Annotated in this window: 28 protein-coding genes and 2 pseudogenes; 23 read left to right on the top strand and 7 right to left on the bottom strand. The window is 37.8% G+C overall.

What is annotated here, in order from left to right; all coding sequences use genetic code 11:
- Both BV214_RS15840 and BV214_RS15835 read left to right on the top strand, forming a co-directional pair.
- Nucleotides 1-905 (top strand): hypothetical protein (locus tag BV214_RS15840; protein WP_217868821.1); only part of this gene is annotated, 905 nt, incomplete at its 5' end.
- Nucleotides 906-1,114: 209 nt separating this feature from the next.
- The gene (locus tag BV214_RS15835) at nucleotides 1,115-1,483 is read left to right on the top strand and encodes a hypothetical protein (RefSeq protein ID WP_086478481.1); all 369 of its coding nucleotides are present in this window, start codon (nucleotides 1,115-1,117) and stop codon (nucleotides 1,481-1,483) included.
- A gap of 260 nt (nucleotides 1,484-1,743) precedes the next feature.
- On the opposite strand, the pseudogene BV214_RS15830 reads toward BV214_RS15835, so the two are convergent.
- Nucleotides 1,744-2,040: pseudogene (locus BV214_RS15830) on the bottom strand (YWFCY domain-containing protein); the annotation flags it as partial.
- A 472-nt stretch (nucleotides 2,041-2,512) separates the two neighbouring features.
- Between BV214_RS15830 and BV214_RS15825 the strand changes: the two are divergent.
- From BV214_RS15825 to BV214_RS15795, 7 genes are all read left to right on the top strand, one after another.
- The gene (locus BV214_RS15825) at nucleotides 2,513-3,724 is read left to right on the top strand and encodes a C10 family peptidase (protein WP_086478480.1); all 1,212 of its coding nucleotides are present in this window, start codon (nucleotides 2,513-2,515) and stop codon (nucleotides 3,722-3,724) included.
- Nucleotides 3,725-3,734: 10 nt separating this feature from the next.
- Nucleotides 3,735-4,214, top strand: coding sequence for a hypothetical protein (locus BV214_RS15820; RefSeq protein WP_086478479.1), 480 nt, complete (start codon nucleotides 3,735-3,737; stop codon nucleotides 4,212-4,214).
- A gap of 16 nt (nucleotides 4,215-4,230) precedes the next feature.
- Nucleotides 4,231-4,899, top strand: coding sequence for a hypothetical protein (locus BV214_RS15815; protein ID WP_086478478.1), 669 nt, complete (start codon nucleotides 4,231-4,233; stop codon nucleotides 4,897-4,899).
- A 45-nt stretch (nucleotides 4,900-4,944) separates the two neighbouring features.
- On the top strand, nucleotides 4,945-6,036 hold the full coding sequence (locus BV214_RS15810; protein WP_086478477.1) for a M12 family metallopeptidase: 1,092 nt from the start codon (nucleotides 4,945-4,947) through the stop codon (nucleotides 6,034-6,036).
- A 184-nt stretch (nucleotides 6,037-6,220) separates the two neighbouring features.
- Nucleotides 6,221-7,021 (top strand): hypothetical protein, encoded by an 801-nt coding sequence (locus BV214_RS15805; RefSeq protein ID WP_140157780.1) that lies wholly within the window; start codon nucleotides 6,221-6,223, stop codon nucleotides 7,019-7,021.
- Between the two features lie 307 nt (nucleotides 7,022-7,328).
- Nucleotides 7,329-8,594 (top strand): aminotransferase class I/II-fold pyridoxal phosphate-dependent enzyme, encoded by a 1,266-nt coding sequence (locus BV214_RS15800; protein WP_086478475.1) that lies wholly within the window; start codon nucleotides 7,329-7,331, stop codon nucleotides 8,592-8,594.
- Between the two features lie 8 nt (nucleotides 8,595-8,602).
- Nucleotides 8,603-9,298, top strand: coding sequence for a TetR/AcrR family transcriptional regulator (locus BV214_RS15795; RefSeq protein ID WP_223883467.1), 696 nt, complete (start codon nucleotides 8,603-8,605; stop codon nucleotides 9,296-9,298).
- Nucleotides 9,299-9,330: 32 nt separating this feature from the next.
- On the opposite strand, the gene BV214_RS15790 is transcribed toward BV214_RS15795, so the two are convergent.
- Nucleotides 9,331-9,711, bottom strand: a complete 381-nt coding sequence (locus BV214_RS15790; protein ID WP_223883466.1) for a hypothetical protein — start codon at nucleotides 9,709-9,711, stop codon at nucleotides 9,331-9,333.
- Between the two features lie 405 nt (nucleotides 9,712-10,116).
- Between BV214_RS15790 and BV214_RS15785 the strand changes: the two genes are divergently transcribed.
- From BV214_RS15785 to BV214_RS15750, 9 genes and pseudogenes are all read left to right on the top strand, one after another.
- Complete coding sequence (locus BV214_RS15785) at nucleotides 10,117-10,404, top strand: helix-turn-helix transcriptional regulator (RefSeq protein WP_072766045.1); 288 nt, start codon at nucleotides 10,117-10,119, stop codon at nucleotides 10,402-10,404.
- Nucleotides 10,401-11,594: a VapE domain-containing protein gene (locus BV214_RS15780; protein ID WP_086478473.1), complete on the top strand. Its 1,194-nt coding sequence runs from the start codon at nucleotides 10,401-10,403 to the stop codon at nucleotides 11,592-11,594. The genes BV214_RS15785 and BV214_RS15780 overlap by 4 nt, the downstream gene beginning before the upstream one ends.
- Nucleotides 11,595-11,820: 226 nt before the next feature.
- Nucleotides 11,821-12,705 carry a toprim domain-containing protein gene (locus BV214_RS15775; protein ID WP_086478483.1) on the top strand — a complete coding sequence of 295 codons (885 nt, stop codon included), beginning with the start codon at nucleotides 11,821-11,823 and terminating at the stop codon, nucleotides 12,703-12,705.
- A 482-nt stretch (nucleotides 12,706-13,187) separates the two neighbouring features.
- Nucleotides 13,188-13,484 carry a type II toxin-antitoxin system HigB family toxin gene (locus BV214_RS15770; RefSeq protein WP_086478472.1) on the top strand — a complete coding sequence of 99 codons (297 nt, stop codon included), beginning with the start codon at nucleotides 13,188-13,190 and terminating at the stop codon, nucleotides 13,482-13,484.
- A 4-nt stretch (nucleotides 13,485-13,488) separates the two neighbouring features.
- On the top strand, nucleotides 13,489-13,851 hold the full coding sequence (locus BV214_RS15765) for a helix-turn-helix domain-containing protein (RefSeq protein ID WP_086478471.1): 363 nt from the start codon (nucleotides 13,489-13,491) through the stop codon (nucleotides 13,849-13,851).
- A gap of 532 nt (nucleotides 13,852-14,383) precedes the next feature.
- Nucleotides 14,384-14,536 (top strand): annotated as a pseudogene (locus tag BV214_RS17020) (transposase domain-containing protein); the annotation flags it as partial.
- 239 nt (nucleotides 14,537-14,775) lie between these two features.
- Entirely contained in the window at nucleotides 14,776-15,024 is a 249-nt protein-coding gene (locus BV214_RS15760) for a DUF6364 family protein (protein ID WP_086478470.1), read from the top strand.
- The gene (locus BV214_RS15755; RefSeq protein WP_086478469.1) at nucleotides 15,021-15,443 is read left to right on the top strand and encodes a type II toxin-antitoxin system VapC family toxin; all 423 of its coding nucleotides are present in this window, start codon (nucleotides 15,021-15,023) and stop codon (nucleotides 15,441-15,443) included. The genes BV214_RS15760 and BV214_RS15755 overlap by 4 nt, the downstream gene beginning before the upstream one ends.
- A gap of 273 nt (nucleotides 15,444-15,716) precedes the next feature.
- On the top strand, nucleotides 15,717-17,144 hold the full coding sequence (locus tag BV214_RS15750; protein WP_217868811.1) for a Gfo/Idh/MocA family protein: 1,428 nt from the start codon (nucleotides 15,717-15,719) through the stop codon (nucleotides 17,142-17,144).
- A 477-nt stretch (nucleotides 17,145-17,621) separates the two neighbouring features.
- Here the strand turns inward: BV214_RS15750 and BV214_RS15745 are convergent, their stop codons facing one another.
- The gene (locus BV214_RS15745) at nucleotides 17,622-19,328 is read right to left on the bottom strand and encodes a potassium channel family protein (protein ID WP_086478467.1); all 1,707 of its coding nucleotides are present in this window, start codon (nucleotides 19,326-19,328) and stop codon (nucleotides 17,622-17,624) included.
- Nucleotides 19,329-19,943: 615 nt separating this feature from the next.
- Between BV214_RS15745 and BV214_RS17095 the strand changes: the two genes are divergently transcribed.
- Nucleotides 19,944-20,075, top strand: a complete 132-nt coding sequence (locus BV214_RS17095) for a hypothetical protein (protein WP_262483083.1) — start codon at nucleotides 19,944-19,946, stop codon at nucleotides 20,073-20,075.
- Nucleotides 20,076-20,438: 363 nt separating this feature from the next.
- On the opposite strand, the gene BV214_RS15740 is transcribed toward BV214_RS17095, so the two are convergent.
- The gene (locus BV214_RS15740) at nucleotides 20,439-21,275 is read right to left on the bottom strand and encodes a phosphatase PAP2 family protein (protein WP_086478466.1); all 837 of its coding nucleotides are present in this window, start codon (nucleotides 21,273-21,275) and stop codon (nucleotides 20,439-20,441) included.
- Between the two features lie 421 nt (nucleotides 21,276-21,696).
- Between BV214_RS15740 and BV214_RS17200 the strand changes: the two genes are divergently transcribed.
- Both BV214_RS17200 and BV214_RS15730 read left to right on the top strand, forming a co-directional pair.
- A complete protein-coding gene (locus BV214_RS17200; RefSeq protein WP_086478465.1) occupies nucleotides 21,697-22,008 on the top strand; it encodes an SdpI family protein in 312 nt (103 codons plus the stop codon).
- A 287-nt stretch (nucleotides 22,009-22,295) separates the two neighbouring features.
- The gene (locus BV214_RS15730; protein WP_086478464.1) at nucleotides 22,296-23,252 is read left to right on the top strand and encodes a calcium/sodium antiporter; all 957 of its coding nucleotides are present in this window, start codon (nucleotides 22,296-22,298) and stop codon (nucleotides 23,250-23,252) included.
- 132 nt (nucleotides 23,253-23,384) lie between these two features.
- Here BV214_RS15730 and BV214_RS15725 read toward each other — a convergent pair whose 3' ends face one another.
- Nucleotides 23,385-23,693 carry a winged helix-turn-helix transcriptional regulator gene (locus BV214_RS15725; protein WP_086478463.1) on the bottom strand — a complete coding sequence of 103 codons (309 nt, stop codon included), beginning with the start codon at nucleotides 23,691-23,693 and terminating at the stop codon, nucleotides 23,385-23,387.
- 125 nt (nucleotides 23,694-23,818) lie between these two features.
- Here BV214_RS15725 and BV214_RS15720 point away from each other — a divergent pair, with 125 nt between their 5' ends.
- Nucleotides 23,819-24,331 carry a VOC family protein gene (locus BV214_RS15720; protein WP_086478462.1) on the top strand — a complete coding sequence of 171 codons (513 nt, stop codon included), beginning with the start codon at nucleotides 23,819-23,821 and terminating at the stop codon, nucleotides 24,329-24,331.
- Between the two features lie 58 nt (nucleotides 24,332-24,389).
- Here the strand turns inward: BV214_RS15720 and BV214_RS15715 are convergent, their stop codons facing one another.
- Both BV214_RS15715 and BV214_RS15710 read right to left on the bottom strand, forming a co-directional pair.
- Entirely contained in the window at nucleotides 24,390-24,803 is a 414-nt protein-coding gene (locus BV214_RS15715) for a hypothetical protein (RefSeq protein ID WP_086478461.1), read from the bottom strand.
- Nucleotides 24,804-25,104: 301 nt separating this feature from the next.
- Entirely contained in the window at nucleotides 25,105-25,563 is a 459-nt protein-coding gene (locus BV214_RS15710) for a cupin domain-containing protein (RefSeq protein WP_086478460.1), read from the bottom strand.
- 556 nt (nucleotides 25,564-26,119) lie between these two features.
- Here BV214_RS15710 and BV214_RS15705 point away from each other — a divergent pair.
- The gene (locus tag BV214_RS15705; protein WP_086478459.1) at nucleotides 26,120-26,929 is read left to right on the top strand and encodes an SDR family oxidoreductase; all 810 of its coding nucleotides are present in this window, start codon (nucleotides 26,120-26,122) and stop codon (nucleotides 26,927-26,929) included.
- Nucleotides 26,930-26,985 lie beyond the last annotated feature (56 nt).

Genomic DNA, 26,985 nt, shown 5'->3' with positions numbered 1-26,985 from the left:
TATTTTTAAAAATTATATTGGTGGTTTTGAGACGGACTGCCGTTACAAACTATATCACGATGACCAATGACTTAGAGCAAAAATTGACAGGTTTTGATTTTCAAAATAGTTCTGTAGAAGAAATCGAGCAATTATTCTCTCAAGAAATTTTAGGGCATACTCGACCAACAATAAACATTTCACCTGATGGACTTTTTAGAGCCCGAATAATCACAAATACCAAAGATAAAGATATACAAACTACAAAATCAATTTGGTATCCGAATTTTGACGAAATTCCCTCAAAACATCATCAATTAAATAGATGTAGCAATATTGGACAGAACTTCTTCTATTCTTCAAATTATTTAGGAGCCGTAATTAAAGAGCTAAATCCTGTCGATGGTGATTTAGTTATGATTGGAATATTCCATAAAAAATTTCCTGAAACAAAAATACGTACTCAATATGCCGGAATCGAAGCTCTAAAAGCTAACCCTAAAGAAAATATTGAGTTGAAAAATTACAAATATGTTTCTGAAAATGACAAATTGATAGAAAAGTATATTTCATCAAAATTTCAAGAAAGAGTGGAAAATGGAGAGGAGCATAAATATAAATCGAGTATAGCCTTTAGTAATATTCTATTAAAAAATGAAAATATTAATTGTATTATCTATCCGAGTGTTGCTTCTGATTTAAAATCGGTAAATTATGGAATTAAGGCAAAATTTGTTGATGAATTTCTGTATTGTAAAAGTATATACGTTTACTCAATAAAAAGGAGTTTGAGGGAATTTGAGCTTATTCCTGAAAAATATGGAAAGAGAATTATACTTGACAAAAATGACGCGAAAAACTCAGTAATTGAATGGCTAAAAAACACAGATTCTGAAAAGCAACAGACAATAAAATACAGTTTGTAACACTATATATAGCAAATAGGGCAATTAGTGTTTAATCGAGAAATCAGTGCCTATTTGTGATGTCGTCAAATCTTTTGATTTGGTATTAAAAAAGAAAAATTAAAACAAAATGCAAAAGATTTGGCTTGTGGCTAAACCGAAAATAATTGCTTGTTTTCTGCCCTACTTGCCATATACTTAACGTTAGCGGGCATGCAAAACAAAAAACAATGGCGACAGAATTGACAACAATACAATGGACTGAAATTCTTCTGGACAACAAAATCACGAATGATCTGGACATCGCAATATTTCAAGGACTTTACTCTTTTGACGGACATAAAGCTCCAGCAAGTCAAATCGGACTTTTACTCGGTTACACTGGGAAAAACACTTCAAGTCCTCTTAACTTAGAAATTGGACGATATGCTAAACGAATAGCTGAACATTATGAAATCAACTTCACGGCACGTTCAATGAGAAAGTATAAGTATTGGGACTTGTTCTTTAAAGGTTGGGACGAAGAACCATTTTTCATTTGGCAATTACGACCTGAACTCAAAGAAGCACTTGAAGTAACAGGACTGACAGGAGAATAACAATATCCTGAAGAAATTCCAATTGACGACCAGACAACTTTAACCGAAGGACTAAAAAGAACAATTTTGGTAAACACATATGAACGTAATCCAAAGGCGCGACAGAAATGTATTGAACATTGGAAACCAGTTTGCTCCGTTTGCGACTTTGACTTTGAAAAGAAATATGGCGACCTGGGAAAAGGGTTTATTCACGTTCATCATTTAGTTCCCGTTTCGGACATAGGACGAACTTACCAAGTTGACCCAGTTAATGGGGACAAGACCATATATATTTTGCCCCAGGTAATTTTTTCGTTTTTAACGCCTTTCGTTCCCAAACAACTCAAAGCCAGCAATACCAAAGCAAATATTTTGGTATATAAGGTGTGTTCAAACAGTCCTGCCGTCCGGTTGAAGTTGGCCAATATTTTGTTGACCAACTCTAAAGTCCAACTATGTTCCAAAAAGAACCCGTAACAAAACCAGTATAGGTGCATCAACACGATGATGATGCTTACTGCCCGCATAAACGCCATAATCTTTGCCAGTCCTCTTAAATCGTCTTCGCCCTGCATTTTTAAAATTTTTTAAGGTTCGAGCGTTAATTTAAAAGTTGTGTAGTTTGGTTGTAGGAAGGTGTAGTATTTGGCCGTGGACGGCAGTGTTTGGCTTGATAATACAGGATGAAAATTAAAAATATTAAAAAGCAACACTATTGAAGCCGGGTCTTATAGGATAGTAAAAGAAGTCTGGCCAGAAAACCGAGAACATAAGAAAAGGACGTTGACAGCGGAGTTTATTGTTGAATAGCATTTTTAGTATAATTATTCTATAGGTTATGAGTGTTTGATTGACGATTATCTCTTTCCTTCCTTTAAGTGCAATCCACAGTTATATCATTCTTTTGTAATATTTTTTATCTCTAATTAGAGAAAAATTTTAATATGTCAATATTTTATTATTTCTTTGCATGGAGAAATAAATATTAATGAATGATTAAGGCAATCTAAAAGTATTTTTAATAGATAACCATCCAACCTTGTGATTATGAAAAACTTTAATTACACTAAACAATGGCTTGTTCTTGTTATTTTGGGTCTGTTTTTATTTTCTTGTAGTAGAGACGACCAGTCAGAAATACAACAGGAACCCTCAAATTTCATTAAAGAAGAAATAGCTATTGATATTGCGAAGAAGATTAACATTGATTCGAAATCTTCCTATTCAAAAAAAGCCGCCACCAAAGAAGAAAAGAAAATAGGAAACATATTACCCGTAAAGGATGAAAGCAATGAGACTGTATTTTATATAGTTAATTATGAAGGTGATGGGTTCATGATTCTATCAGCAGACAACAGGGTTTCTCCAATTTTGGCATATTCTGATACAAACACATTCAGGACAAATGCTGAAAGCTATCCGTCCGGGCTTGTGGAATGGCTCTCATTAACAAAGGAAAAAGTAAAGTCTGTTAGATTAAATAATGAGAAACAATCGGAGGAATTAAAAATTGAATGGGAAAATTTAATTTCATCTCAAGAAGGAAATATATCACAGCTAAAAGAAGATCCAATTGATCCCAATGATTGCGAAGATGAACATGAACAGGTTGGCCCGTTATTATCGACTACTTGGAACCAAACCTGTGGATACAATGATTATATGCCGGTTTTAAATTGCGATGCAGGATGTTCCTATAACAATAGGGCTTATGCAGGGTTCGTTCCTGTTGCAATTGCCCAAGTAATGAAGTTTCATGAATACCCCACAAACTATAATTGGACTAATATGCCCAATACCTATGGCACCACAACTACCGCTTCTTTAATAAACGATATTCATAATTCAATTTCGGGAATCAGCTATGATTGCGACGGAACAGGGGTTGATAAAGATTATAATACCGCCGGGGTTTTTACAAATCATTTTAATTATTCCACGGCCAGTCAAGGTGGCTATAACAGAGATGTCGTAAAACAACAATTGAGGTCGAACCGACCAGTTATTTTAGGAGGTGGCAGGGATGCCGGATGGTGGATTTTTCATGATTATGCAGATGGTCACATGTGGGTCTGTGATGGATTTAGAAGATCCTTAATTTGGAGTGAAGACTGTTCTATGGCTTGGGGATATCTGTATTTCCATATGAATTGGGGCTGGGGCGGTTATGAAAACGGTTGGTATGCTTTCAACAATTTTAATCCTGGAAACAACACCTTTAATTACAAAGTAAAAATGGTGTATAACATTAAACCTTAAAAAAATAATTATGAAATATTTAATATCATTTTTGATAATACCGTTACTGTACAGTTGCAGTTCTGATGACGGTAAAGAACAATTCGTTTACGATGTTTCTGTTGAATTTAGTGTAAAAGATAGTGAAGGGAACGATTTGTTGAACCCTGAAAACTCCAATTCTTTTGACGAATCGGAAATTAAACTATTCTATTTAATAAATGGGGAAGTTAACGAAGTGTATGATGGAAACATGGACCATCCAAGAAACTTCGTGATTAATGAATATCCTCCTGCATCCGAATATCGAATTGGTGTTTTTTTGAACTATTCGGAAACCGAAGAACAACCAACAACTTACATTAAATGGAACGAAACGGATACCGACACTTTAAAATGTGAAGTTTATAGGACAAATTCACTGACCAAGATTACAAAACTTTGGTTAAATGATGAACAAATCTGGACTTCATCTGATGGTACGGTACCTTACTTTGAAATATTAAAATAAAACCCCCATAAATAAAATGAAAAGAATAATCTTATTAGCAATTACAATCTTATCGGTTTCCTGTAATACGGATGATGATATATACCCACAAATCGAGAACATTACCAGTGGGAAAAAATGGAACCTCCAAATAGGAAGTTCTAAAACAGAAGTTTATAGCCAACTTCAAGAGTTGGGGATGGAGAAAAGCTTTGATGGTGTTAGTATGGTATATAGACAGCCTTTCTCCACACCTGATGATATACAGAGTGATTTAAGCTTATACAGAGCCATTAGTATAGAAACTAACTCAGGAGTAATTGAACGAACCCTTATTCAATTTGATGGAAATAAAGTGATTTCAATTGAAAAAGGCGGAGCCCATTTGGAAACCATTTCTAAGTGGCCAGAAGATACCCCTAACGAATCCTCGATTCTTATTGATGACCCAGTTAATAGAATACTTCAAAAATTAGCGGCTATATACCAAATACCAGCTTATCAAAACTTTCAAATCGTTTTGTCAGACAAGTGGTTGGAAAAACCTTACGACACTGACATGAACAATTATGATGAGTGGGCATTTGCTTTTTCAAAAGACATTAGTTCAGGGAAATCTGGTCTTTCTGCCGTTCGGTTGTATTTCGACAATGGAAACCTTGTTAAAATCAGGCATGAGTATAATGAGACAGATATAGTTAATTAATTACCCCCCCCCATTTATTTTAATAACCTTTTAAAACTTAATCTTATGAGAAAATCAAATCTTATTTTTATTTTTTTGATGCTTATTATCGCAACTTCGTGTGATAATGAAGAAGCTGTTTCTGAGCAAAGCAGCACTGAATTTTCTTCTATGCAAGACGGTCTCATCACCTTAAAATCTGGAGCCATTGTAGAAAAAAAAGGTGATGATTTTTATTATCAAAGTGATATGCTTTTATCTCAAAAGCAATTGGAAACCTTAAATGAGCACGGGGATTTCATTATTGAAGAACCTGATCAAATTGAAAACGAAACAGAAATACATCCGGTATATAACATCCCAGTTGAAGCTAACGAAGATGGACCTGCTGTTCCAAGAGCTTTTGGTTTATATCCAACTCCTTACAATATGTGGGCAATGGTTAGGTTTGTATATGCTCCAAACTTAACTGCTGACAGGAAGAACATAATCCAACAGGCACTTCAACATTGGGAAGCCAATACCAATGTTAGGTTTTATAATGCCACTGGACAACCAACTGTTGATCCGGTTTATGGGTTTGAATATCCATACATAGAATTTGTTAATGCTACAGGTAATAGTTCTGCTGTAGGACGAATTGGTGGCCGACAGAAAATTAGGATTGCAGCGTGGCAAGCAACTAGCGTAGCGATTCACGAAATAGGCCATGCCATTGGTTTAAGGCATGAACAGTCAAGATATGACAGAGATAATTCAATAAACATCAACTTATCTAATGTCCATCCCGATAACAGACATAATTTCAATAAATACACTTCCAATTATTTTGCAGTTGGGTCAATAGATTATAATTCGGTGATGATGTATGATTCTGATGCTTTTGCGATAAACCCTGCAATACCTGTAATGACAAAGAAATCAGATGGTTCAACATGGAATGGTGGTAATGTGCTTTCTAATCCTGACAGGAGTTGGGCAAATAATATTTACATTCCTTATATAGCCCGTTCCGATACTTACAGAGAGTTAGCTCCCGTTGTTTATAAACCTGACAATACTGTTATGACACCATCGGAAAGACTTGCTTTGCAAGCACAGTTGAACAACGGTAACCCAAATCCACCAAACTGTTGTCGATTGCCTAATAATTTTTAAACACAATAAAGCGGGGTGATTAATTAAAAAAGAAGCTATCCTGAAAATCTTTTTAGGATAGATTTTATGTTTAAAATAGCCCCTATCAAAGCAAGTAATGAAGCCCCAAATCACTATTTTCATACTCTCCCTTTTCTTTTTAAAGTGGGATTCCTATTCCCAAGAACGGAACAAAGTTTTGACTTTGGAAACAGGTACGGGATATGAAGTAAACAACTCCAGATGGTCAATAGCAGGAAATCTTCAAGGACAGTCGCCAAACATACTATCCGAATTAAAATTTAAAGAAATAGCGTCTTTGGGCTATTATATTAAGGGCAGTTATTTACCATTCAAATTTTTAAAACTCAAGGCGTACTACAAACAAAGTTTTACAATAAGCGGGAATGGTACGGACACCGATTATAAAAGTGACAACCGAACAAACCCAACTTTCGATCAGACATTTAAAAGCGATGAAGGCTGGCATAAAGTATTCAAGGTTGGAGCAGGTGCCCCAATAAGTCTTTTTCGCAAAATCAAGGTATGCCCTTCTGTTTTTTATTATCAACAAAATCAAAAATTCTATTTGTTGAGCAGTGAAGAGGAAAATTTACGAAGTAATTATGCCACAACCATGCAGGGTGTTGAGTTTTCTCTGGTATCCCATATTGAACTGGGGCGTTATTTATACACTTCAATAACCATCAATCATCGCTTTGTAAACTATAAGGCTGAAGCAGATTGGAATCTAATCGACATATTCCAACATCCGCTGAGCTTTTCTCACATTTCTAATGGATATGGCTCTGGCGTAAATATTGACTTTGGCGGAGACCTCTCGGAAACTTTCTCTATTGTCATTGGTGGTATGTTAGATGGATCCATTATTAAAAATGGCATTGATACCGCCTATTTAATTACCGGTAACGAAGTTCCAACCCAATTCAATGGAGCCAAAAACCTGATGTACGGCTTTAAATTAGGCGTATATATTTCCATCTAAAATATCGATTGCTTTTTATGGCTACAGCTGTAGAACTCATCTTGAGTTTTAAAAATTTCCTGCAAATTTGTATTTTATTGGCATGTATTGTTTTTTTCTTGTTCCGTAGTGCTGCTATGCAACTCAAAAAAGCCTTCATCTGGCTTCAAAATCCTAAATTTTCGCTTGAATCAAAAAAACCAAGATTTCGTTTATCGTCTTGACTTGGCCTTGAAGAAAATCAAAAAGAAAAGTTTAAATGAGTTCATAGCTTTAATTATTTCTCCAATAAGAGAAATTAACTATATTTATCTTTTAAAGATAAATTATGGAACACGCATACACACAAGCCAGTTTTAAAGATTATGAAGACATCCCGGGATTGGATATTTACAAAAGAGCACAAGCACATACAGATTATTTAAATTACCTCAAAGAAAACGATTTTATGAACTACCGTCTGTTGGCGACTTCTGGTTGCGGGGCGAAAATTGAATTGGCCGAAGAAGGTTATATTAAAAAAGGGAATTATATCAGTTTTGTCTGCAATGACTATTTGGGATTTACCCAGCATCCTGAAGTAAAAAAAGCAGCTATTTCTAGTATTGAAAAATATGGCACAGGTGCAGGAGCTTCACCCTTAATAGGTGGTTATTTTAAATTCCATAAAGCATTGGAAGATAAAATCTCTACTTTTTTCAAAAGACCCTTGGGATCCACCATCACTTATACTACCGGATATACTGCCAATAGTGCTTCTCTATTGAGCCTGTTGAAAAAAGACGATATTGCTATCGTGGATATGGCTGTGCATACCAGTGTTTATGAAGGTATCTTGGGAACCACCACCAAACGCTTTTTGCACAATAACACGAAAGCACTGGAACAGATACTGTCCATTGCTCACGATAAGTATAGAACCAAAATGGTTATTGTGGACGGGGTGTATTCACAGGATGGAGATATTGCTAAGCTCAAAGAAATCGTAGAGATTACACATCGGTACGGTGGCGTTTTACTTGTTGATGATGCACACGGCATTGGAGTAATTGGGGAAACCGGCCGGGGAGCAATGGAACTTTTTGACGTCCTTGATGAAGTAGATATCATTACCGGAACGTTCAGTAAGACCTTTGGGAACGTTGGCGGCTATTTGGTAGCCGACCCGGAACTGATTACTTACCTACAGTTCCAGTCCAGACAGTATGCTTTTTCTGCCGCTGCCACTCCTATTGTAGCCGGGGTTAACAGAGCTATTGAGCTTATTGACGAAGAGCCCCATTGGCAAAAAAAACTATGGGAGAACATCGGGTACTATAAAAAGGGGCTGCAAGATATAGGATTAGACGTGGGAACTACCGAATCTGCCATTATTCCGGTTAAGATAGGCAACATCCAAAAGAACTGTGAAGCAGGTAAACTATTACTTGAAAATGGCATTTATACCAACCCTATTATGTATCCTGCGGTATCTATGAAAGACTCCAGGATACGGATGAGTTTAATGGCAACGCATACCAAAGAACAACTGGACAAGGCCTTGAACGTGTTTGAATATGTCAATAAAAAGTTGGATATTGCAAAGACCCTTTAATGATTAACATGTCGAAAAATAACGAAATTATCACCAAGAAAGAAACCCCAAAAAAAAGACCTCGAAAAACCCATTCCGGCCCTATACGGGATAAATCGCGCACAAAGGCGAGCCTTGTAGAAGCTGTGGGGAAAGTCATAAAAAAGAAAGGATATGCCGCATTGACAGCTCCCAATATTGCCAAGGAGGCCAAAGTCCACAAAAAACTGGTTTGGACGTACTTTGGGGGAGTTGATAATCTGGTGGAAGAATATCTCCAACAAAAGGATTTTTGGAGGGTAGCAGAAAAAAAAGTTGTAAAGGAATTACAAGAATCCTCACAGACAATTGGGCAAAATGAAATATATTCCTTGTTGGAAAGTCAATTTAAAAGCCTTTTGAGCGATGAATTATTGCGAAAAATCATTCATTGGGAATTGGACGGAGAGAATAAAATCTTACGTAAAATAGCAGACCAAAGGGAAGCGTTTGGAGAAGAAATTTTCAAAATCATAGAACCTGATTTCTTAAATAGCGATGTGGATGTAAGGGCGAACCTTGCCCTTCAAATAGGGGGGCTTTATTATTTGAGTATACACGCCAAATCTAACGGAAGTACTTTTTGTGGAATAGACATTAATGAAGAAGCAGGTGAAGAACGTATTTTAAATGCTTTAAGGAATATATTGGATTATACCTTCCAGAAAGCAAAGCTCAAAAACTAAAATTTGGCAGGGATTGATAAACAAACATATTGTTATTTTTTTCGTCTGCGTTTTTTTTTATTTTTCTTCATCCGATTAGCAAAGTCCCGTTCCTCGTAATCTTCGCCCTGTGCTTCTGGAACAAACAAACCACCCAAGGCTTCTATCAAACCACCTTCACTTTTATCGGTATTGATGCAGTCAAATAATTGATGTGGTTCTTCAGCAGGTAAATCCTCTGCATTATTTGGTCGGGATATTTTCGTTTTTGGTTCTTCGGATACGTTGATATCGGGTCTGATGTTATTGTTCCAATAGGCATTAAAGACATTGGCAGAAAGTTCCTTGGTTAATGGATATACTGGAGTATGCTGACCCCCTAAAGCCAAACTTATAGGTAGCTGCCGTTCTGGCGGATGCTGCACCCCTAACAAAAAAAAGGTAGCTGAATTTTTAAATTATTCCGGAGCATGTTGGCCCTCGGGAAGATTTATTTGGAAGTATGCTGGACTAAATCTGCCCTTTTTCCACCTCCAAATCCCCAATCCCCTCGCTTTCAATTGTTAATAACTCTGTTTGCAACCCTAAAATTGCCAATATAACTACCAAGTAGATTGGTGTATTTCAATTTTCTTTGATATCATATAATACCAAATGATATTGAATAATGTTTTAGGCTACATCCATCAACACAATTCACTGTACATCAATTAGTTGTGGATAACTATTTGTGTTTCCAATGGCTTTCAGCCTCCCTATTTCCTACTTTTATTTTAACAATCCTATAGAAGGGAAACAAAAGCGCTTTTGTTCATTTATTAATCTTAAAAGAGAAAGAAATGGACACTATTTTAATTTTTGATCGCTTAGATCGTTTGGAAAAACTGTTAACCGCCCATAAAGAGGTGTTAACTTTTGAGGAAACCTGTGACTATACCGGAATATCGAGGAGCTATCTTTACAAACTCACTTCCTCTGGGACTATCCCCCACTCCAAGCCCAACGGAAAAATGATTTTCTTTGAAAAAAGGAAACTGAACAACTGGCTGCTACAGAACAGTAGAAAATCCAAGGCTGAAATCGAGAAAGAGGCCCTGAGACACACCCTAAAAAATAGACGGTCATGATAGTCGGTGACCATCGGGGTCAACTTTACAAGGTAAAGGACGCCAAGAAAAAGACGATCTACGATTATACCATTGAATACTTGGAAGGGAAGTACGATATCATGTATAATGAGATATCCCATGATTTCCAGATATCGTTGAAGAAACGGGCTGAATGGTCCTATCTGAACCTCAATTCCCTGATCATTGAACTTGCCAAAGCAGGTGTCGAAATCAGTACTGGGAAACTGGAAATCCTGATCCGGTCAGAACTCATCCCCAAATACAATCCCATTAAAGCGTACTTTAAATCCCTCCCAAAATGGGATGGGGAAGACCATATTCAGAAACTTGCTTCCTACGTTCCTACCTATGATGATGAGGCATTTTTGTACCATTTTAAAAAATGGTTGGTACGTGCCATAAAATGTGCCCTGGAACCAGGATATTTCAACAAACAGGCCTTGATCATCAGTCATAAGGGACAGAGCTCGGGGAAATCTACCTGGTGCCGTTTTATCTGCCCCCCGGAACTTGCGGATTATATGGCGGAGGATATCAGTAACGATAAAGATGCTAGGATTCAATTATGTCGCAACTTCCTCTACAACCTGGACGAGTTAGCCGTGCTGACCAAAAAGGACGTGAATGCACTGAAAGCTTTCTTTTCCAAGACCTTCATTAACGAGCGCCTGCCTTATGACCGAAAGAACACCACACTACCCAGAATCTGTTCGTTTTTGGGTTCTACCAATATGTCGGCCTTTTTAAACGATGAGACCGGATCCGTTCGCTGGTTGTGCTTTGAGCTCAAGGATAAGATAGATTTTTCTTATTCCAAGGATGTCGATATCAAAAATGTCTGGACCCAGGCATACCATCTCGCCTACACAGACCTGGATTTCAATCCAGAACTTACTCTAACGGATATTAGGGAGAACGAAGAACGCAATAAGAAATATACCAAATTGACTACCGAGGAAGAGTTGATTTCCAAATACTTTATAAAGTCGAATGATATGGACGACTTTGTTACCGCATCGGATGTATTGGTAATGCTCAGTAGCTTGAACCTGCGATTGAGCCATGTGAACCTAGGACGTGCCCTCTCTGGATTCAACTTCCAACGGGTAAAAGATCCTAAACGGCAGGTGTATGGATATCTGGCCAAATCGGTGTTTTCCAAAAGTCCCTGGGAACTGGAACTGTAAAAAAACAGCAAATCTACTTACCTAGTTACCTAAGAGACCACAACCTCCCTAACTGCGGGAGCTACCATAGGTAAGATGTATTAACCATAAGTTACCTAGATATTACCTATCCTACCTATTAAGGTAAGATAGGTAGGATCAAAATAGATCCCACCTAAGTGCTTACCCCTTATAAACAGGGGCTTAGGTAAGATGGTAAGTGAAAAACGAAAAAAAGAAACAACTGATGAAAAAAGAAACAACTAGTAAGCTGACGTGTGAAAGAGCCCGAGCTTTTCCCATCGAAAAAGCGTTGGCAAAACTCGGGCACTTTCCTACCAAAGAATCCAATAAAGAAGCTTGGTTTCTGAGTCCGTTCCGCTCAGAAACCCAAGCCTCTTTCAAGGTATCCAAGAAACTGAATCGCTGGTACGACCACGGGATTGGAAAAGGAGGAAATGTAATCGACCTGATTTGCCTGGTTAACAATACATCGGTCAAGGAAGCATTGAATTGGCTACAGAACGGTCGAATTTTTTTTTCTTTTCAGCAGCCAGTTTTTAAAACTGAAAAGCAAGGTAAGATCGAAGTGAAACTTATTAAGGCAGTGAGTCATTATGCGTTGGAGCAATACGTGTTGAAAAGAGGGATTTCCATCTTGACCGCCAGAAAATTATGCAAGGAAGTCCACTATAGTTTTAAGGATAAAATGTATTTCGCACTAGGACTAGCGAACAATTCCGGAGGTTGGGAATTGCGAAACAAATACTATAAGAATTCCAGCTCCCCAAAAGACGTCACTCACCTCCAAAACGGAAACAGTAGGTTAATAATTACCGAGGGTATGTTCGATATGTTGAGCCTGCTGGAGCGCGACAAACATCTAATGGAAACGAATGATCTTTTGATATTGAACTCTTTAGGCTTTTTAGATAAAACGTTTGGAATGTTTGAGCCCTATGAATCGATTGCACTTTATTTGGACAACGACGGCGCAGGAAAAAATGCCGTTAAATTGATCATGAAACATCAGCCCAAATGTACCGACAGATCAAACTTATATCAGGATTTTAAAGACGTGAATGCATGGTGGACCAATCAAATGAAAGGATCTGATGTGGTAGTTATTTAGGGTGAATCTTAGTTACCACAAAGCTAATTCCGAACACCAAAGTGTGAGGAATTAGGAATAGCAAGAGGGTAACGGGCAAAGCCGCGTTACGTATTCATTTTGACACCTAATCAACTGTTTAACAGCCTATTACTAGGAGACTCACTTTTTATAAATTTATGACGTTGGGTCAAAAACCTTGTCAACACCTCATTTTACGGGAGTAAATTGGGTCAAAACGCAAGATTTGGCCCCCTTTAATTGTATTCATTTTACGAGAAAAACAATCAAACTTTTCTGCACGCAAGTAAAATAGATGCGCCCTATCCGATTTTTGCTATACCCTTATCTGCCCGAACACTACAAAAATCGGACAGGAACCATGCGCAAAGTTCTTGGGTAAGATTTGGGGAGTTAACACAAACAATTACATTTATTGGAAGTAAATAACCATAAATGTAATTTATATACTACCTTTACATTTAAATTGAACATTATACCAAGTGCACGTTATTTCATTTAAAAAACTAAGAGAGTATTTTTCGAAAGAAACCAATGCTAAAGTAGCACTGCAAGATTGGTATAAAAAAACAAACAAGGCTGAATGGGATAATTTTGCTGATTTAAGGAACACTTTCAATTCAGCTGACAGTTTGGGAAACGGGAGATTTGTTTTTAACGTAAAAGGAAATCATTATCGGATAGTGGCTATTGTACGGTTTAAATTTAAGAAAGTCCTGATTAGGTGGGTTGGCAATCACCGGGATTACGACAAAATTAAGAATATAGATAAGTTATAAAGAAATGGGAAAATCAATTACACACGAAGCATATGTAAAAGCAAATCTTCGATTAGAAGAGTTGATAGATGTTGTGGATGATAATATGTCAGCGGATAACCCTTTGGCAAAAGAATTTCTAGAGATTACCGATATTATCGAACAATACGAACAAATTCATTTCCCCATCGGCTTGCCTACCCTACAGGAAATGATCGAACTACGTATGTTTGAAATGGGACTCAAAAGAAAGGATTTAGCAACTCTCTTAGGTACAAGCGCCTCCAGAATAAGTGACTACTTAAACGGGAAAAGAGAGATTACTTTGAACATTGCCAAAGCCTTGCATCAAAAATTAAATATTGATAGTGATATAATACTTCAATAGTTACCAATTGTATTGCATGAGCCGATTAGGCTATTTAATCGGCTCATAAGCTAAAATGCTATGTTTTTATCAGTTAACACTCCGTTTTCATAAGTGCCTGATATTTCGGTAAATGTATATTTCATATAATATCGGAAAATATAGTTTTGTACCCCATGTGTACCTCGAACCATGGGAACCCCTGTAAAATATGGGTTCGTCACTTTCTGTATCGGTAAGTAACAATGCTCAGAAAATGGTGCGGATATCTATACTTTTTCAAACCACTAGGAAACCGTGAAATACGAACTACGGAAATCTATGCCAAAACCATTGACAATAAAATGAAAGAAGCCGCGAACCTACTTCCCAAGTTTAATTTGGATTTGATGTTGTGGTGAGTTGATTCCCTTTGACCAACCTAAGGGAATAAGGTTTATATTAGTTAATTCAAAAAAATTTGGATTAATAAACTTGTTATTATACCCACACTTAGCTACAATAGGACAAAAATTGACGAAAGAAAAAATATCATAGTTTCTCTGAAATCAAATATGCCGCACAAAGGGCCGATGGTATCTATTCTTATTTTGCTACCTGCAAAAAACACCAGGTAAATACGTATGAATGGTTAAGATATACCTTAGAGAATATCATGACCATCAACCGTAAGGACATCCAGCACCATTATCCACAGAATTATTAAAAAACTTAAATAGGCATAAACCTACTTCAGTGGAAAGAGCTTTAAAAAAAAATCTGCCTTGCAAGACAGGATTCGTGAGAGGGATACGGGAAGTTCAAAAAATAAAGTGGAATGTTTACAACTGCATCTCCTATACCAGCTGGGCCGTTGGATATAGTTAAACCTCACATCAAAATTCATCAACAATCCAAACTGTACGGATTATTTTATTATATTTATACGTATACATTAATTATATTATGGACACTAAATTAACATTAAAACTTAATCAACATGTTATTGAAAAAGCTAAAGAATATGCTGCTACCAAAAAAATGAGTCTATCTCGCATTGTAGAAGCTTATTTACAATCTTTGACATCTGAAAATGACACCTCTGAATTTGAGATTTCACCTTTCGTAAAAAGTATCTCAACCGGAACTGAAATTCCTACTGATTTGGATTACAAAAAAGAATATTCTGATTTTTTAATTGAGAAATATAAATGAGCAAAAGAATATTTATAGATACCAATGTCATGTTGGATTTTTTAGGAGAGCGCAAACCATTTTACGAACCGATTGCAAAAATCGCAACCTTAGCTGAAAAAGAAAAAATAACAATGGTTGTTTCGCCCATTTCTTTTGCTACTGTAAACTATTTTCTAGCAAAATTTGAGAACGTTAAAACAGCAAGTGAAAAACTAAGAAAGTTTAAGATAATCTGTGAAATATGCTCGCTCAATGAACAGACGATTGAAAAAGGACTCAATTCTTCGATTAAGGACTTTGAAGATGCTTTACAATATTTCAGTGCAACAGAATCAGAATGTGAAATTATAATAACAAGAAATGGAAAGGACTTTAAAAAATCATTATTACCTGTTATGACAGCAGATGAATTTTTAAAATCTTTGAATAAAAAATAACTACACCCAATAACTAAAATAACTAAGAAGTTTTCGTGTGGTCGGCATTCATGAATGCCATGCATTTCTGGTACGACTCCATGCGTATGCTTGATCTTGGGTCTGGCCTCCAGAATCGTAGCGATCTAGTTTATAAAAATTCCGATGCAATCGCACGGGGATAAGGGGTTCATAGTCACATCAATAGATTAATCCTGTTCCAATACGTTAAACGACATACATCCTCGTTTTCAAAATTAATCCTTACCTTGAATTTCAAATTAAAAAATTAGCATGATGAAGAAGCCAAATTCGCCTTCTGCTGGCCGACGACAATTTATCCGAAACACATCAGCCGCAGTTGGGGGTTTTATGATACTTCCCAGGTATGTTCTTGGAGGCAAAGGATATACCGCACCTAGTGACAAAGTAAACATCGGCATTGTCGGAGCCGGGGGTCAGGGCCAGATTAATGTTCGTAACTTACTTAAATTGGACGATGTACAGATTACCTCGGTCACCGATCCAGGTCGTTATTGGGATTTAAATCGATTCTATTACAGGTCCATTGCCGGTCGGGAACCGGTCTGTGAAATGATAGAGAACCATTATCAGCAAAAGGGAGAGAACAAAGTGGTTCGACAATACAAACGCTTTAGCGAAATGATGGATAAGGAAAAAGATATCGATGCCATTGTTTGCTCCACCCCTGACCATACCCACGCTTTTATCACCATCGCAGCCCTTAAGGCAGGATTGCATGTTTATTGCGAGAAACCCATGGCTCACAATATTTGGGAAGCGAGAATGGTACGAAAGGTAGTTCAAGAAACGGGACTCGCCACTCAGATGGGTAACTCGGGCCATAGTCGGGATGGCATCCGTTCCTTGGTGGAATATCTGCAAGATGGTGCTATCGGAACTGTACGCGAAATCCATGCGTGGGTTCCTGCAGGTCGTTGGACCCCTGGTATTACAGGTCTCCCTCAAGATTCCAGTCCACTTCCAAATGATTTTGATTGGAAGGAATGGTTGGGGCCGGCTCCATTTAGGCCCTATAACGATCTTTTTTCGCCAGTCACTTGGCGGGATTTTTGGATATATGGTTGCGGTGCATTGGGAGACTTTGGATGTCACGATATGGATGCACCTTTTTGGGCCTTCGATCTATCGAGCCCGTCTCATGTTCAAATTTACCCTGCCGGACAAAGCAATGGTGAAATTGCTCCTTATGGAGAAGCCGGCACCTATCATTTTCCTGAAAGAAAGGGTCAGGCTGCCCTCAAATTACACTGGTATTCCGGAGGCTTAAAACCGGAATGGAATCCGCATTTGCCGCCAGATTATAAATTTGGAGGAAGGAGCGCCATGTACGTGGGCGATAAAGGGGTTATTATCACCGATGGCGGTAATCGGTTTCCACAGATATTTCCCGAATCCTTGAGACAATCTTATCAACCACCCGCGGAAAGGATTCCACGATCTAAAGGTCATTATCGCGACTGGGTAGATGCCATCAAAAACGGAGGGCAATCCAGCGCCAATCTTGATTATGGAAGTCAGCTTACCGAATTAACCCTACTGGGGGTACTATCTCTTCGCTTGAATGGTGCTCGTATACAATGGGATGCCAAAAACATGAAGGTCAATGGACTACCGGAAGCAGCATCCATCGTTAGGGAGCCATCCAATGAAGAATGGGATATTTCCAAGATTATGTAATTAGTAGGGGTAGGTTATTATATAGGCCTATCCCCTATTCTAGTATCCCCATAAGCTTGGGATTAAAATATCGGCCAATTTTAGTGACAATGAAGTGGTGGTAAATTACTTTAAAAACATTAAGGGTGGACTTGGTTCTTCTTCAGATGATCTGATAAATGTTTTGATGAGAAAAACTTCAAGAAGAATACCTTACACAAAATAATACGGTGTTGGGTTAATTCCTATTACAGTAGTTGAAGAAGTATAAATGCCCATAATAGCGTAGACAGGTCCGCCCCTAAATAGGTACGGGCCATGTCTCTAAAATGCCAATTCCTTTAAGAACACCCTATTGAATCATCGTTCTAGTATTCCCATGATTCCGATTTAGATTTCCATAATTAGACTCCGCCAGGAATAAAATAGACTTCAAGAACTACCGAAACTAACCCCTTACCCCCTATTCATATAATCTATATACTTACATTTTGGCCATCATCCGCCATTCACATATATCTTGTTGAATTTCTGCTTCATGTCTATGTTTCCAAGCATTACTATTTCAGCGCCAGGGGGCAGTATGGTAGAGGCCGATAGCAATGTTTTGGCTTCAGAATTTTCTTTAATGGCAATCACAGATAAGCCCGTCTTAGTGCCTATCTCAGATTCGGCAAGAGTCAACCCTTCTAAAGACTTTGGAATCGGGATGATAAACAAGGTAAACCCCTCCCCTAAGACGGTGAGCTCCTGACCTTTAGCAATGGACAAAACGGCTTCAGAGCCTAAGGTGGAATAACTCAACACAAAATCTGCCCCCGCTTTTTGCATGATATCAACATTTCGAGCTTCGGAAATACGACTCACAATGCGTACGTCGTTATTAAGTCGACGACAATATGAGGCCAAATAAATATTGGAGGTGTCGTCATGGGTAGAAAGCAATACCGAGGGCGCTTCAAGGATTCCGGCGCGTTTTAGGAGTTGATAATCTGAGGCATCCCCTGAGAATACTTGATGACAGTAGGGTTTTACCCTTTTGCATACCTCTGGATCTTTATCAACAACATTCACCAAAACCCCGTTTTTATGCAAAGCCCTAGCCGCCGATAAACCAACTTTACCAGCTCCAATTAACAGTACAGGATTGGGGTTGATACTATAATCGTGAAAAAGCTCATCTATTTTATGGAGCTGTTCTTTGTTCCCAATAATTACCAGTACACTATCATAGGTCAGTATTTCATCCCCTTTTATAGGTTGCAATCTTCCACGCTCCCAAATTCCTACTATACTCACCCCAAATTTTTGTCTTAATCCTGTTTCACGAATTCGTTTAGAGACCAAGGGGGTGTCATAAACAGGCAGTTCAGCAATCAATAAGTCTTCATATTGGCCTATGGGATGTGATTCTGCATGCTGTGTATTTACCCTGTTGGCCAATTGCTCACCCAGCCATTTTTTTACCGGCAGCACATGATTGGCGCCACTGAGTTGCTGTACATCTATTGATTCAATATTGGTTGCAATGGCGACAATAGGGATCTCAGGGGCTATTTCGCGTATTGTGAGAATAATCTTAGTATTTAGAAAATCGTCTCTATTGACTAACACCAATTTTGCATCCTTTATATTGGCTAGGAGATAGGTCTCCTTATTGTCCAATTCCCCATATAGTACGGGAACGCGGTCCTCATGATTTTTAAGGGCTTGTTCCATACGGTTCTCAATGACATAAAATGGGATTTCCTCCTGTATTAATCGCTCCGTAAGATCTCTTGCTATAACATCATAAGAGCAGATTAAGATGTGGTCCTTTGTTTTGGAGGGAACTTCACGAAGCACCTTGATATTCTTTCTCGACTCCAAAAGAGGAATATAAAAGTGCCTAATAAATGCGAACGGCAATACGATCATTAACATAAATATTCCCGAAAGCAGCACCACAATACTGAAAATACGACCAAGGTCGGACGCAAAAGTAATGTCACCAAAACCAAGGGTGCTCATCACAGTCAGTGTCCAGTAAAAGCCTGTAATCCAAGAATGATGTTGGCCTTCAAACTCCATTATAAAATGGAAGAGAACCGAATAAATTACAATGACAAATCCTAAAAAAATCAAATACTTAAATAGAATCTTGTAGTTTCTTTTAAAATCTCTATCACTCATATAATGAGCCATCTGACTACCAACAAATTTCATATTTTGTACTATTAAAAAGGATTTACAATTTATTTATTCCAGTATTCTAATCTATACAATTAACTTCCTCTTTTCCTGTTTATTGGAAAAGATTTCAATTATACTATTTTAAAGGCGCAAAGATACTGTTTCCGTTAGACAGCAGGCCGCTGATTCTACTGGATGGCTGGTTGATTGTAACCTTCTGTTCGGTTTGGTACTATTATTAATCATGGTAAGCCTCAAAACCTATCTGATGATGGCTTTTTTGGACATTAAAAAGCTTTGCTACAGCGGTTCTGGTTACTCCACCCCAAACCGGAAGACATAAAGCTTGGGAATTTCCAATAATATTAGAATGTGTCACTTTCTGTATCTTACACTTAAGCTTTCTCTATACCTGCAACCTCCTACTTCCCCTTCTTATCAAATAAAACCTAAGAAAAAGGCTATTCCACTTATCTAGGATATTGCCGCAAAAATAATTTAACCTCTTGGCAGCAGATATAGGAGGCAGTACTGCACTTAATTACTGTGGGTTAAATTAACTGAACATTTTAATAAGGAATTGATTTATGGCGTAACGTAGAGTATAAAATTATTGGGTCGCTTCATAACTCTTTAAAATCTTTGGTTATGAAAAGAAAGGGATTTATTGCAGCACTTCTTTCCATCCCTACCCTACCCTTCTTGGTCTTTCCTTCAAATGAAAAATCACCACAAAGAAAAATTGTTGGATTTAAGGTAAGTGCTGGTGAAGGTAAGTAACATCGACACAGAAATCGGACTTGGGTAAAATGACCGTAACCGTGTAATCCGCTGGAAAATTTGAGGATTTCTTTCTTGAGATGGCAGGTTTAGATCACGAGCCTACATCTAAGGAAATTGAAAACATTTTCACAGAAAGCGGTATGCAGGTAGTTGGCCCTCTATTAAAACCGGAGTAGCCATATGGACTCCCCTCCTTTATTAAGCGTACACACAGAACTACGAGACTTGACTCACCTTTTAAACAAATCCAACCTAGGCAGGGTGTTTAAGGTGTCTTTTCAGAAGCTACGCATCAATGGAATGAAAAAAGACGCTTATTACTTTGTACTGGCCATTCATGACAAATGCTAAACCACGCTTCTAAAATGTGCCTTTAAAGCCAATGGTACCAGGTCCCATCTGCAGGGTCCAACTAATCTTATTTTCAGAAAACGAATTTTGATTCTCCTCTCTTTTCAAGAATTTATCTATAGAATCTACCACTACCACACTCACCGCTACACTTAAGGCCACATCTGTTAACCAATGGGCTCCAGCCCATATTCTAGATACTGGGGAAATCATCCCAAGGGTATAGAACCCACCCTTGATCCAAGGATTATTAAATTGCTTTCCTAGGGCATAAAAAGTGGTGAAGGACAAAGCAGTATGTCCGGAGGGGAAACTATGATACGCGGCTTCCTTGCTAAATGGCTTAAAAGCTGATTTTCCCACTTCAGCCATAGGTCTTGCCCGTCCTACAACAGTTTTGGATATGCTCTGAAGTATTCCCATAGCTACAGAAGAGGAAAGCAAGAGGACGCCTGTATGCCGTATGTTTTCATTTTTGGTAACCAAACCCAGCAAATATACACTGCCATTTAGGGAGTAATTGTATAACGGTTTTCCAAGGTAATAACCCGATTCTTTAAGCACACTGGGAACGTCATCTTCCTGTTTCCTAAACCAATTGGAGCTATCCTCATCAAAAGTATATAATACGGCGGTCCCTAATACGATGGAGCCTGCAGTAAGAAAATCCTTTTTTTTCCATTGCAAGGGGCGTGTATAGGTATGTTTTACACCCTGATAGACATTTTTAAAATCTGTGGCCAATAACTGTTTGGTACTTAAGGTATCCTGAGCAGTTCCCACAAACGCATTCATCAGAAGAAAAAGACCAAAAACCAAACGCCTAAAAGTTAGGATCGTAATCATACATCAATATATTAAAATAAGAGGCTACAAAAAAACAAAACGGTGTAAGCAAGTCAAAGAAAATAGGAAATAGACTTCCACAAAGTTTCTTTAGTACGCCCGCCTGTGTAGTCGGGCAGGTTTATCTTTGTCGTAAGGCAGGTTTGACTATTTGGGGATATTGGCGACTCGCAGGGACTAAACCACCCTTTACCAAATCCCTTGTATACTCGGTTATAGTACAGAGAGTATAGAGGAGCTGGCAGCTTACTAATTATTTTAAAAATCTGGCACTAAGCGACTTGCAACACAGCATTTAATACTATATCTTAGATTGAATAAAGTGTCCAAACTGGGCATAACCAAACTTTAGTAAACAACATAATCTAAAAAGCGTATTTTGCCAAACTCAATAATAGAAAGCCCTTTTTTTATAAGCTATATGATTACGGGCATAGGGTTTATATTGATTGGCTGGATATCTTTAAAATACCCACCAAAGAAAATCAACAACTGGTATGGCTATAGAACTTCTTCATCCAAAAAGAGTCAGGAAAGATGGGACTTTGCGCAGCACTATTCTTCTAAAGAAATGATCCGTATGGGCTTTCTTCTTATTTTAATCAGCTTCTTAGGATTCTTTATGGCACCCTCTATTGTGGAAGGGTTCGCTGGCATACTTATCATTTTAATACTCACAATGATTCTTCTATATAGGGTTGAACGAGCAATAAAAAATAAATTCAAAAAGTAACCTCTATTGGGTGGTCGGCCACTCCCCTATTGTACTCATTCACTACTCCAAGCTGATTATATTCTATGGACAAATAGCGTGGAAATCAATGTCAAAATCAACCACATAAGCATGAAGGGAAAAGCAAGCAAAATTCCCAAAAAGACAAGGAAATTTTTCTGAAATATTATTTTGCCCATGTGAGGTCCAAAAAGAATTATGACATATATTAGATATAGACAAAACAGGGTTATTTGTAGATGTCAATTCAACCCTAAGTTGCCTGAAACAATAATTGGAAAAAATCAATGTTAATTCAAATACTGCTTATTTTTCTTGGACTTGCCCTACTGGTGCTAGGAGCAGATTGGCTGGTTAAAGGCGCTTCGGCACTTGCCAAAAGATATAACGTATCCGATCTGGCTATAGGGCTTACCATTGTTGCCTTTGGGACATCTGCACCAGAACTGGTGGTAAACACTTTTGCATCCTATCAAAATCATCAGGACATTGTTTTTGGAAATGTTATTGGCAGCAACAATTTCAACCTCTTTATAATCCTTGGCCTTACAGGGCTATTATCTCCCTTAGTCGTCCAATCTAGCACCGTTTGGAAAGAAATACCAATTTCCTTTATAGCCATCATACTCCTTTACCTTTTTGCCAATCCCTTTTTCTCTACTGGCGCGGCAAGTCTTTCAAGGATAGAGGGGTTTGTGCTTCTCCTTATGTTCGGGCTATTTTTCATCTATGTTTACAAACAGCTTAAGACAGATTTGGCTGAACCGGAAATAGTACAAAATAAACTTTCATCATTCAAAATTGTCGGACTGGTAATCTTGGGGTTGGCAGGACTAGTCATTGGGGGAAGGTTTGTGGTAATCAACGCAATTGAGTTAGCTACAACACTGGGCATGAGCGAAAAAATTATTGGTCTAACCATTGTAGCAGCAGGCACCTCTTTACCCGAATTGGCTACTTCCGTAGTTGCCGTATTAAAAAAGAATAATGATATAGCTGTAGGGAACGTCATTGGCTCCAATATCTTCAATATATTTTTCATTTTGGCGGCAAGTTCACTTATCAATCCTATTAAGTACGACACCGCTTTCAACACCGAAATATACCTGCTAGCAGCTGGGACCATTTTTCTATTTATCGCTATGTTCACGGGGCAAAGGAAAAAGCTAGATCGGTGGGAGGCGTTAATTCTGTTAGTGGTATATCTTGCCTACATGGTCTATTTGATAAAAAAAGAATCTTGACAAACACAGTATCCAAGTCAGCCAAGAATTAAGGCAACTACTGTTTGGATGGCATATCTAAAACACAACTTAATCCTTGGCCGATAAATTGTGCTTATAATTCCGTACCTTACTAAGTCACGGGAAGTTTTATTAGAAGCTAGACATATCTTTTCCCCACCTATCCAAGCTTCTTAAAATAGACTCTAAGGATTTCCCCTTTTCAGTTAATTCGTATTCCACTTTCGGAGGAACCACCGGATAAACCTTTCTGCTGATAAGATGGTCCTTTTCTAATTCCCGTACTGTTTGAGTAAACATTTTATTGGAAATATCCGGAACCCTCTTTTGCAGAACTCCAGAACGAATAGGGCCATCCAATAAATGGAATAAAACAAGTGGCTTCCATTTTGTTCCTATTAGGTTCATGGTATAGTTAAGAGGGCAATAAACTTTACTCATAATAATTATACAGTTAGCTGATTAATAGCAATTTACTCTTTTTGTCACCTATAGCACTTTTGGGTAACTTATTGCTTAACAGGCAAATATACCGTTAATTTACACCCTACAAAAATTAGATAATTATGCAAAAAGAAGAAACTTATCCAAAATCGTTTTCCCATATAGGAATAACCGTTCCCAAAATTAAGGAGGCTGTTAAATTCTATTCCGAAGTAATGGGATGGTATATAATTATGGAACCTTCCGTTGTAAAAAAAGAAAGAGATACAGCTATTGGACAAATGTGTATTGATGTTTTTGGTGAAGATTGGGAAGCATTTGAAATAGCTCATATGGCTACATCAGATGGAATTGGAATTGAATTGTTTTCCTTTCCCCACGGAGTTAAGGAAGCTCCAGAATTCAACCCTTTTAATACCGGACTTTTTCATTTTTGTATCCAAGACCCTAATATTGAGAATTTAATCGATAGGATTGTTTCCGCTGGGGGGAAACAGCGAATGCCCATAAGGGAATATTATCCCAATGATAAACCCTATAAAATGTGCTATGTGGAAGATCCTTTCGGAATTGTTTTTGAAATTTACACCCATAGTTACGAACTAACCTATTCCTCTGGTGCTTATACCGGTTAGGCAGTAGTGAATATCCGTGTAGTCAGCTCCGCTCCAAAAAAGGAACGGAGCCCTCACACTAGTCCAATTCTTTTATTTCACCTACATTTATTTCGTCGAAATGACTGGAAATATAAAATGGATCTTCGTCCAAAACCCTGTGCCAGGTTCCAGATTTATATTCAAAATCGAACTCCATTTTATCCCGGATGTTTTCAATAGCATTGTTTAATATTATTTGTAGTCGATCCTTTTGTTTAAAGCTAATTGGTTTATCAAAGCTCTCTGCTTTGTTAAGCGCATTACTTATTTTCAGTTCGTTCTGCTGGTAGTTATCGGTAAACTTATTTTCCGATGGCATAAATTGCCCCATTACAATCAAATTCTTCTGCTTGTTATATCTATTTAGCACCCAATAATGATTCAGTTCATATATATCTACCTTAGGATCAACACAGGTACAAAACTTAATTTTATCTGATATTACACACATACTTTTTTATCCTTATAAAACAATATTAGTATTAGGCACTTATTAGTAATAATGCCAAGCTTTATCCAATTAAAAGTATCAAATTCCTACTTTTATTTCAGAATAAAAAATAAACTGGTGTAAATTCTTACTAACCCCTAAATTCATAATACCCGTATAGTTCCTCCATCTGTTGATGCCCAATAATTAGCGCTATGGCGACCATAAAGCATTAAAGAAGCTTTTTGCGATTATGCGGATTCTGAACTACTCAAAAAGCACATTTACTTCTTAACAAGGAAAGTCCAAAGAATCGATAGGTCTAATTAGGTAATGGTCCCACCAACTCAACCTCGTATTTTTGGCAGGCTTGTGCAATAATTTCATCACCTATAGTAGCACGGGTTGCCGGCAAGGAAATTGCTCTATAGAATTCGCCATGACGCGGCGTAGTTAGAATAAGGTAACGGGCTATTTCCGACTCAATTCGAAAACCGTGTATTGTATTCCCCGGAATGTGCACAAAGGCACCTGCCCTTGCTTCCGTCCCTGGCTCTACACCAAAATAGAACATTACTTCGCCCTCTAAAATGTAGAAACACTCCATATCGTCGTGTTTGTGAAGTGGGATACTCTCACCCCGTATCGCCTGTTCTTCCACCACACAGATAGTTTCACCAGTAAGCCCGCCTGTCGCAAGAAAGTAGGTAGAAGTCTCCCCCGTCCAACGCAATTCACTTGTGCCGGGCTGGGCTATGTACGCTTTAGTCATCTGGCTCATAAGAAAACCCGTTTAATAATTATAACCACTATAGCACCTCTCAATCGGAAAAAACCTGTAAAACCACAGCCTATATCCCCTTGAATTTCCATTAATTTAATAAACTATAATTTACTCAATTTCAACAAATTCCGAAACACAAAACTATGCTAATTGTATTCCGTATTTGTGAATTTATCAGTAAAACCATTAAGGGATTAGCAAGTATATTTCCCTAGTTGAATTGGATTTTTTATAGCGATGGTTTTGACGCAGATTGGAAACCCTACTCAAATAAAACTTATATTAGGTACCCGTAAATAAGATTGTTAGTACCAATTAGTAAATGGGCAGCCATGGAAGTAAGAAGATCCCATCAAACTATCTATTCCAGTATTGGATAGAAACTAAGGGCGATTTAAAGTCGATTGAAATATTGCCTACGGGAATTAAGTCCTTAGGAACATAGAGGAACTAGACCGCTTATTTGTAGAAGGGTGATACTTGGTTGTTAATGATAAAAAAAGGGCCATGTTCACCCAATCCCCAGTAAGGGATGTAATGATATACTAAGGAGATGAAAAAATTAGAAGGCAAAACGGTTTTAATTACAGGTGGCGCATCTGGTATCGGTAAAATAATGGTTCGATTGATGTTAGAACGGAACGCCAACCTTATCATTTGGGATATTAATCAAGAGAAAATAGATGACACCCAAACCGAATTCTCCAACATAGGAAAAGTGGTTGGTTACCATGTAGATGTATCTAACATCACCCAAATACAAGAAACCGCCAAAAAAGTTAAGCAGGAAATAGGTGTAGTTGATGTACTGATAAATAATGCAGGGATCATAGTTGGTAAATATTTCAGCGAGCATTCGGTATCCGAAATTTCAAAAACGATGGAAATAAATGCCAATGCCCCCATGCTTATCACCAGGGAGTTCCTTGAGGATATGATAAATCAAAACTCAGGGCATATTTGCAATATCGCTTCCTCTGGGGGATTAATTTCCAATCCTAGAATGTCTGTTTACGCAGCAAGCAAATGGTCACTCATTGGTTGGTCTGATAGTTTGCGTTTAGAGATGAAACAAATGAATAAGAATATACATATTACCACCATAATGCCCTACTACATCAATACTGGAATGTTTGATGGGGTTAGATCAAAATTACCCATACTGGAACCTGAAGCAACAGCACTTACTATTGTTAGAGCCATTGAGAAAAATAAAAAAATATTGAGTATCCCGGGATACATTTACAGGCTTACCCGTTTCGGGCAGGCACTAATGTCCATAAATGTTTTTGATTGGTTTGCAGGAAATGTTCTAGGAATTTATAAAACCATGGAGCATTTCACAGGGCATAATAAGGAGTAATTTTAGCAACCACGACACTATCCCGCAATTTGTGTAAGTAGAAAATAGAGGGTGCT

It is taken from the genome of Arenibacter amylolyticus (assembly GCF_002150785.1).
Taxonomy (GTDB): Bacteria; Bacteroidota; Bacteroidia; order Flavobacteriales; family Flavobacteriaceae; genus Arenibacter; species Arenibacter amylolyticus.
Note: the sequence above shows the minus strand (reverse complement) of the source record. Positions and strands in the feature narration are given on the sequence as shown.

What these genes read in the sequence shown, in the direction of transcription:
- BV214_RS15785 (WP_072766045.1), top strand. Translation starts at nt 10,117, where the DNA reads ATGGACACTATTTTAATTTTTGATCGCTTAGATCGTTTGGAAAAACTG.
- BV214_RS15800 (WP_086478475.1), top strand. Translation starts at nt 7,329, where the DNA reads ATGGAACACGCATACACACAAGCCAGTTTTAAAGATTATGAAGACATC.
- BV214_RS15715 (WP_086478461.1), bottom strand. Translation starts at nt 24,803, where the DNA reads ATGTGTGTAATATCAGATAAAATTAAGTTTTGTACCTGTGTTGATCCT.
- BV214_RS15765 (WP_086478471.1), top strand. Translation starts at nt 13,489, where the DNA reads ATGGGAAAATCAATTACACACGAAGCATATGTAAAAGCAAATCTTCGA.
- BV214_RS15810 (WP_086478477.1), top strand. Translation starts at nt 4,945, where the DNA reads ATGAGAAAATCAAATCTTATTTTTATTTTTTTGATGCTTATTATCGCA.
- BV214_RS15740 (WP_086478466.1), bottom strand. Translation starts at nt 21,275, where the DNA reads ATGATTACGATCCTAACTTTTAGGCGTTTGGTTTTTGGTCTTTTTCTT.
- BV214_RS15835 (WP_086478481.1), top strand. Translation starts at nt 1,115, where the DNA reads ATGGCGACAGAATTGACAACAATACAATGGACTGAAATTCTTCTGGAC.
- BV214_RS15720 (WP_086478462.1), top strand. Translation starts at nt 23,819, where the DNA reads ATGCAAAAAGAAGAAACTTATCCAAAATCGTTTTCCCATATAGGAATA.
- BV214_RS15820 (WP_086478479.1), top strand. Translation starts at nt 3,735, where the DNA reads ATGAAATATTTAATATCATTTTTGATAATACCGTTACTGTACAGTTGC.
- BV214_RS15795 (WP_223883467.1), top strand. Translation starts at nt 8,603, where the DNA reads ATGTCGAAAAATAACGAAATTATCACCAAGAAAGAAACCCCAAAAAAA.
- BV214_RS15725 (WP_086478463.1), bottom strand. Translation starts at nt 23,693, where the DNA reads ATGAGTAAAGTTTATTGCCCTCTTAACTATACCATGAACCTAATAGGA.
- BV214_RS15815 (WP_086478478.1), top strand. Translation starts at nt 4,231, where the DNA reads ATGAAAAGAATAATCTTATTAGCAATTACAATCTTATCGGTTTCCTGT.
- BV214_RS15775 (WP_086478483.1), top strand. Translation starts at nt 11,821, where the DNA reads ATGAAAAAAGAAACAACTAGTAAGCTGACGTGTGAAAGAGCCCGAGCT.
- BV214_RS15745 (WP_086478467.1), bottom strand. Translation starts at nt 19,328, where the DNA reads ATGAAATTTGTTGGTAGTCAGATGGCTCATTATATGAGTGATAGAGAT.
- BV214_RS15750 (WP_217868811.1), top strand. Translation starts at nt 15,717, where the DNA reads ATGATGAAGAAGCCAAATTCGCCTTCTGCTGGCCGACGACAATTTATC.
- BV214_RS15760 (WP_086478470.1), top strand. Translation starts at nt 14,776, where the DNA reads ATGGACACTAAATTAACATTAAAACTTAATCAACATGTTATTGAAAAA.
- BV214_RS17200 (WP_086478465.1), top strand. Translation starts at nt 21,697, where the DNA reads ATGATTACGGGCATAGGGTTTATATTGATTGGCTGGATATCTTTAAAA.
- BV214_RS15710 (WP_086478460.1), bottom strand. Translation starts at nt 25,563, where the DNA reads ATGAGCCAGATGACTAAAGCGTACATAGCCCAGCCCGGCACAAGTGAA.
- BV214_RS15730 (WP_086478464.1), top strand. Translation starts at nt 22,296, where the DNA reads ATGTTAATTCAAATACTGCTTATTTTTCTTGGACTTGCCCTACTGGTG.
- BV214_RS15825 (WP_086478480.1), top strand. Translation starts at nt 2,513, where the DNA reads ATGAAAAACTTTAATTACACTAAACAATGGCTTGTTCTTGTTATTTTG.
- BV214_RS15755 (WP_086478469.1), top strand. Translation starts at nt 15,021, where the DNA reads ATGAGCAAAAGAATATTTATAGATACCAATGTCATGTTGGATTTTTTA.
- BV214_RS17095 (WP_262483083.1), top strand. Translation starts at nt 19,944, where the DNA reads ATGAAAAGAAAGGGATTTATTGCAGCACTTCTTTCCATCCCTACCCTA.
- BV214_RS15780 (WP_086478473.1), top strand. Translation starts at nt 10,401, where the DNA reads ATGATAGTCGGTGACCATCGGGGTCAACTTTACAAGGTAAAGGACGCC.
- BV214_RS15705 (WP_086478459.1), top strand. Translation starts at nt 26,120, where the DNA reads ATGAAAAAATTAGAAGGCAAAACGGTTTTAATTACAGGTGGCGCATCT.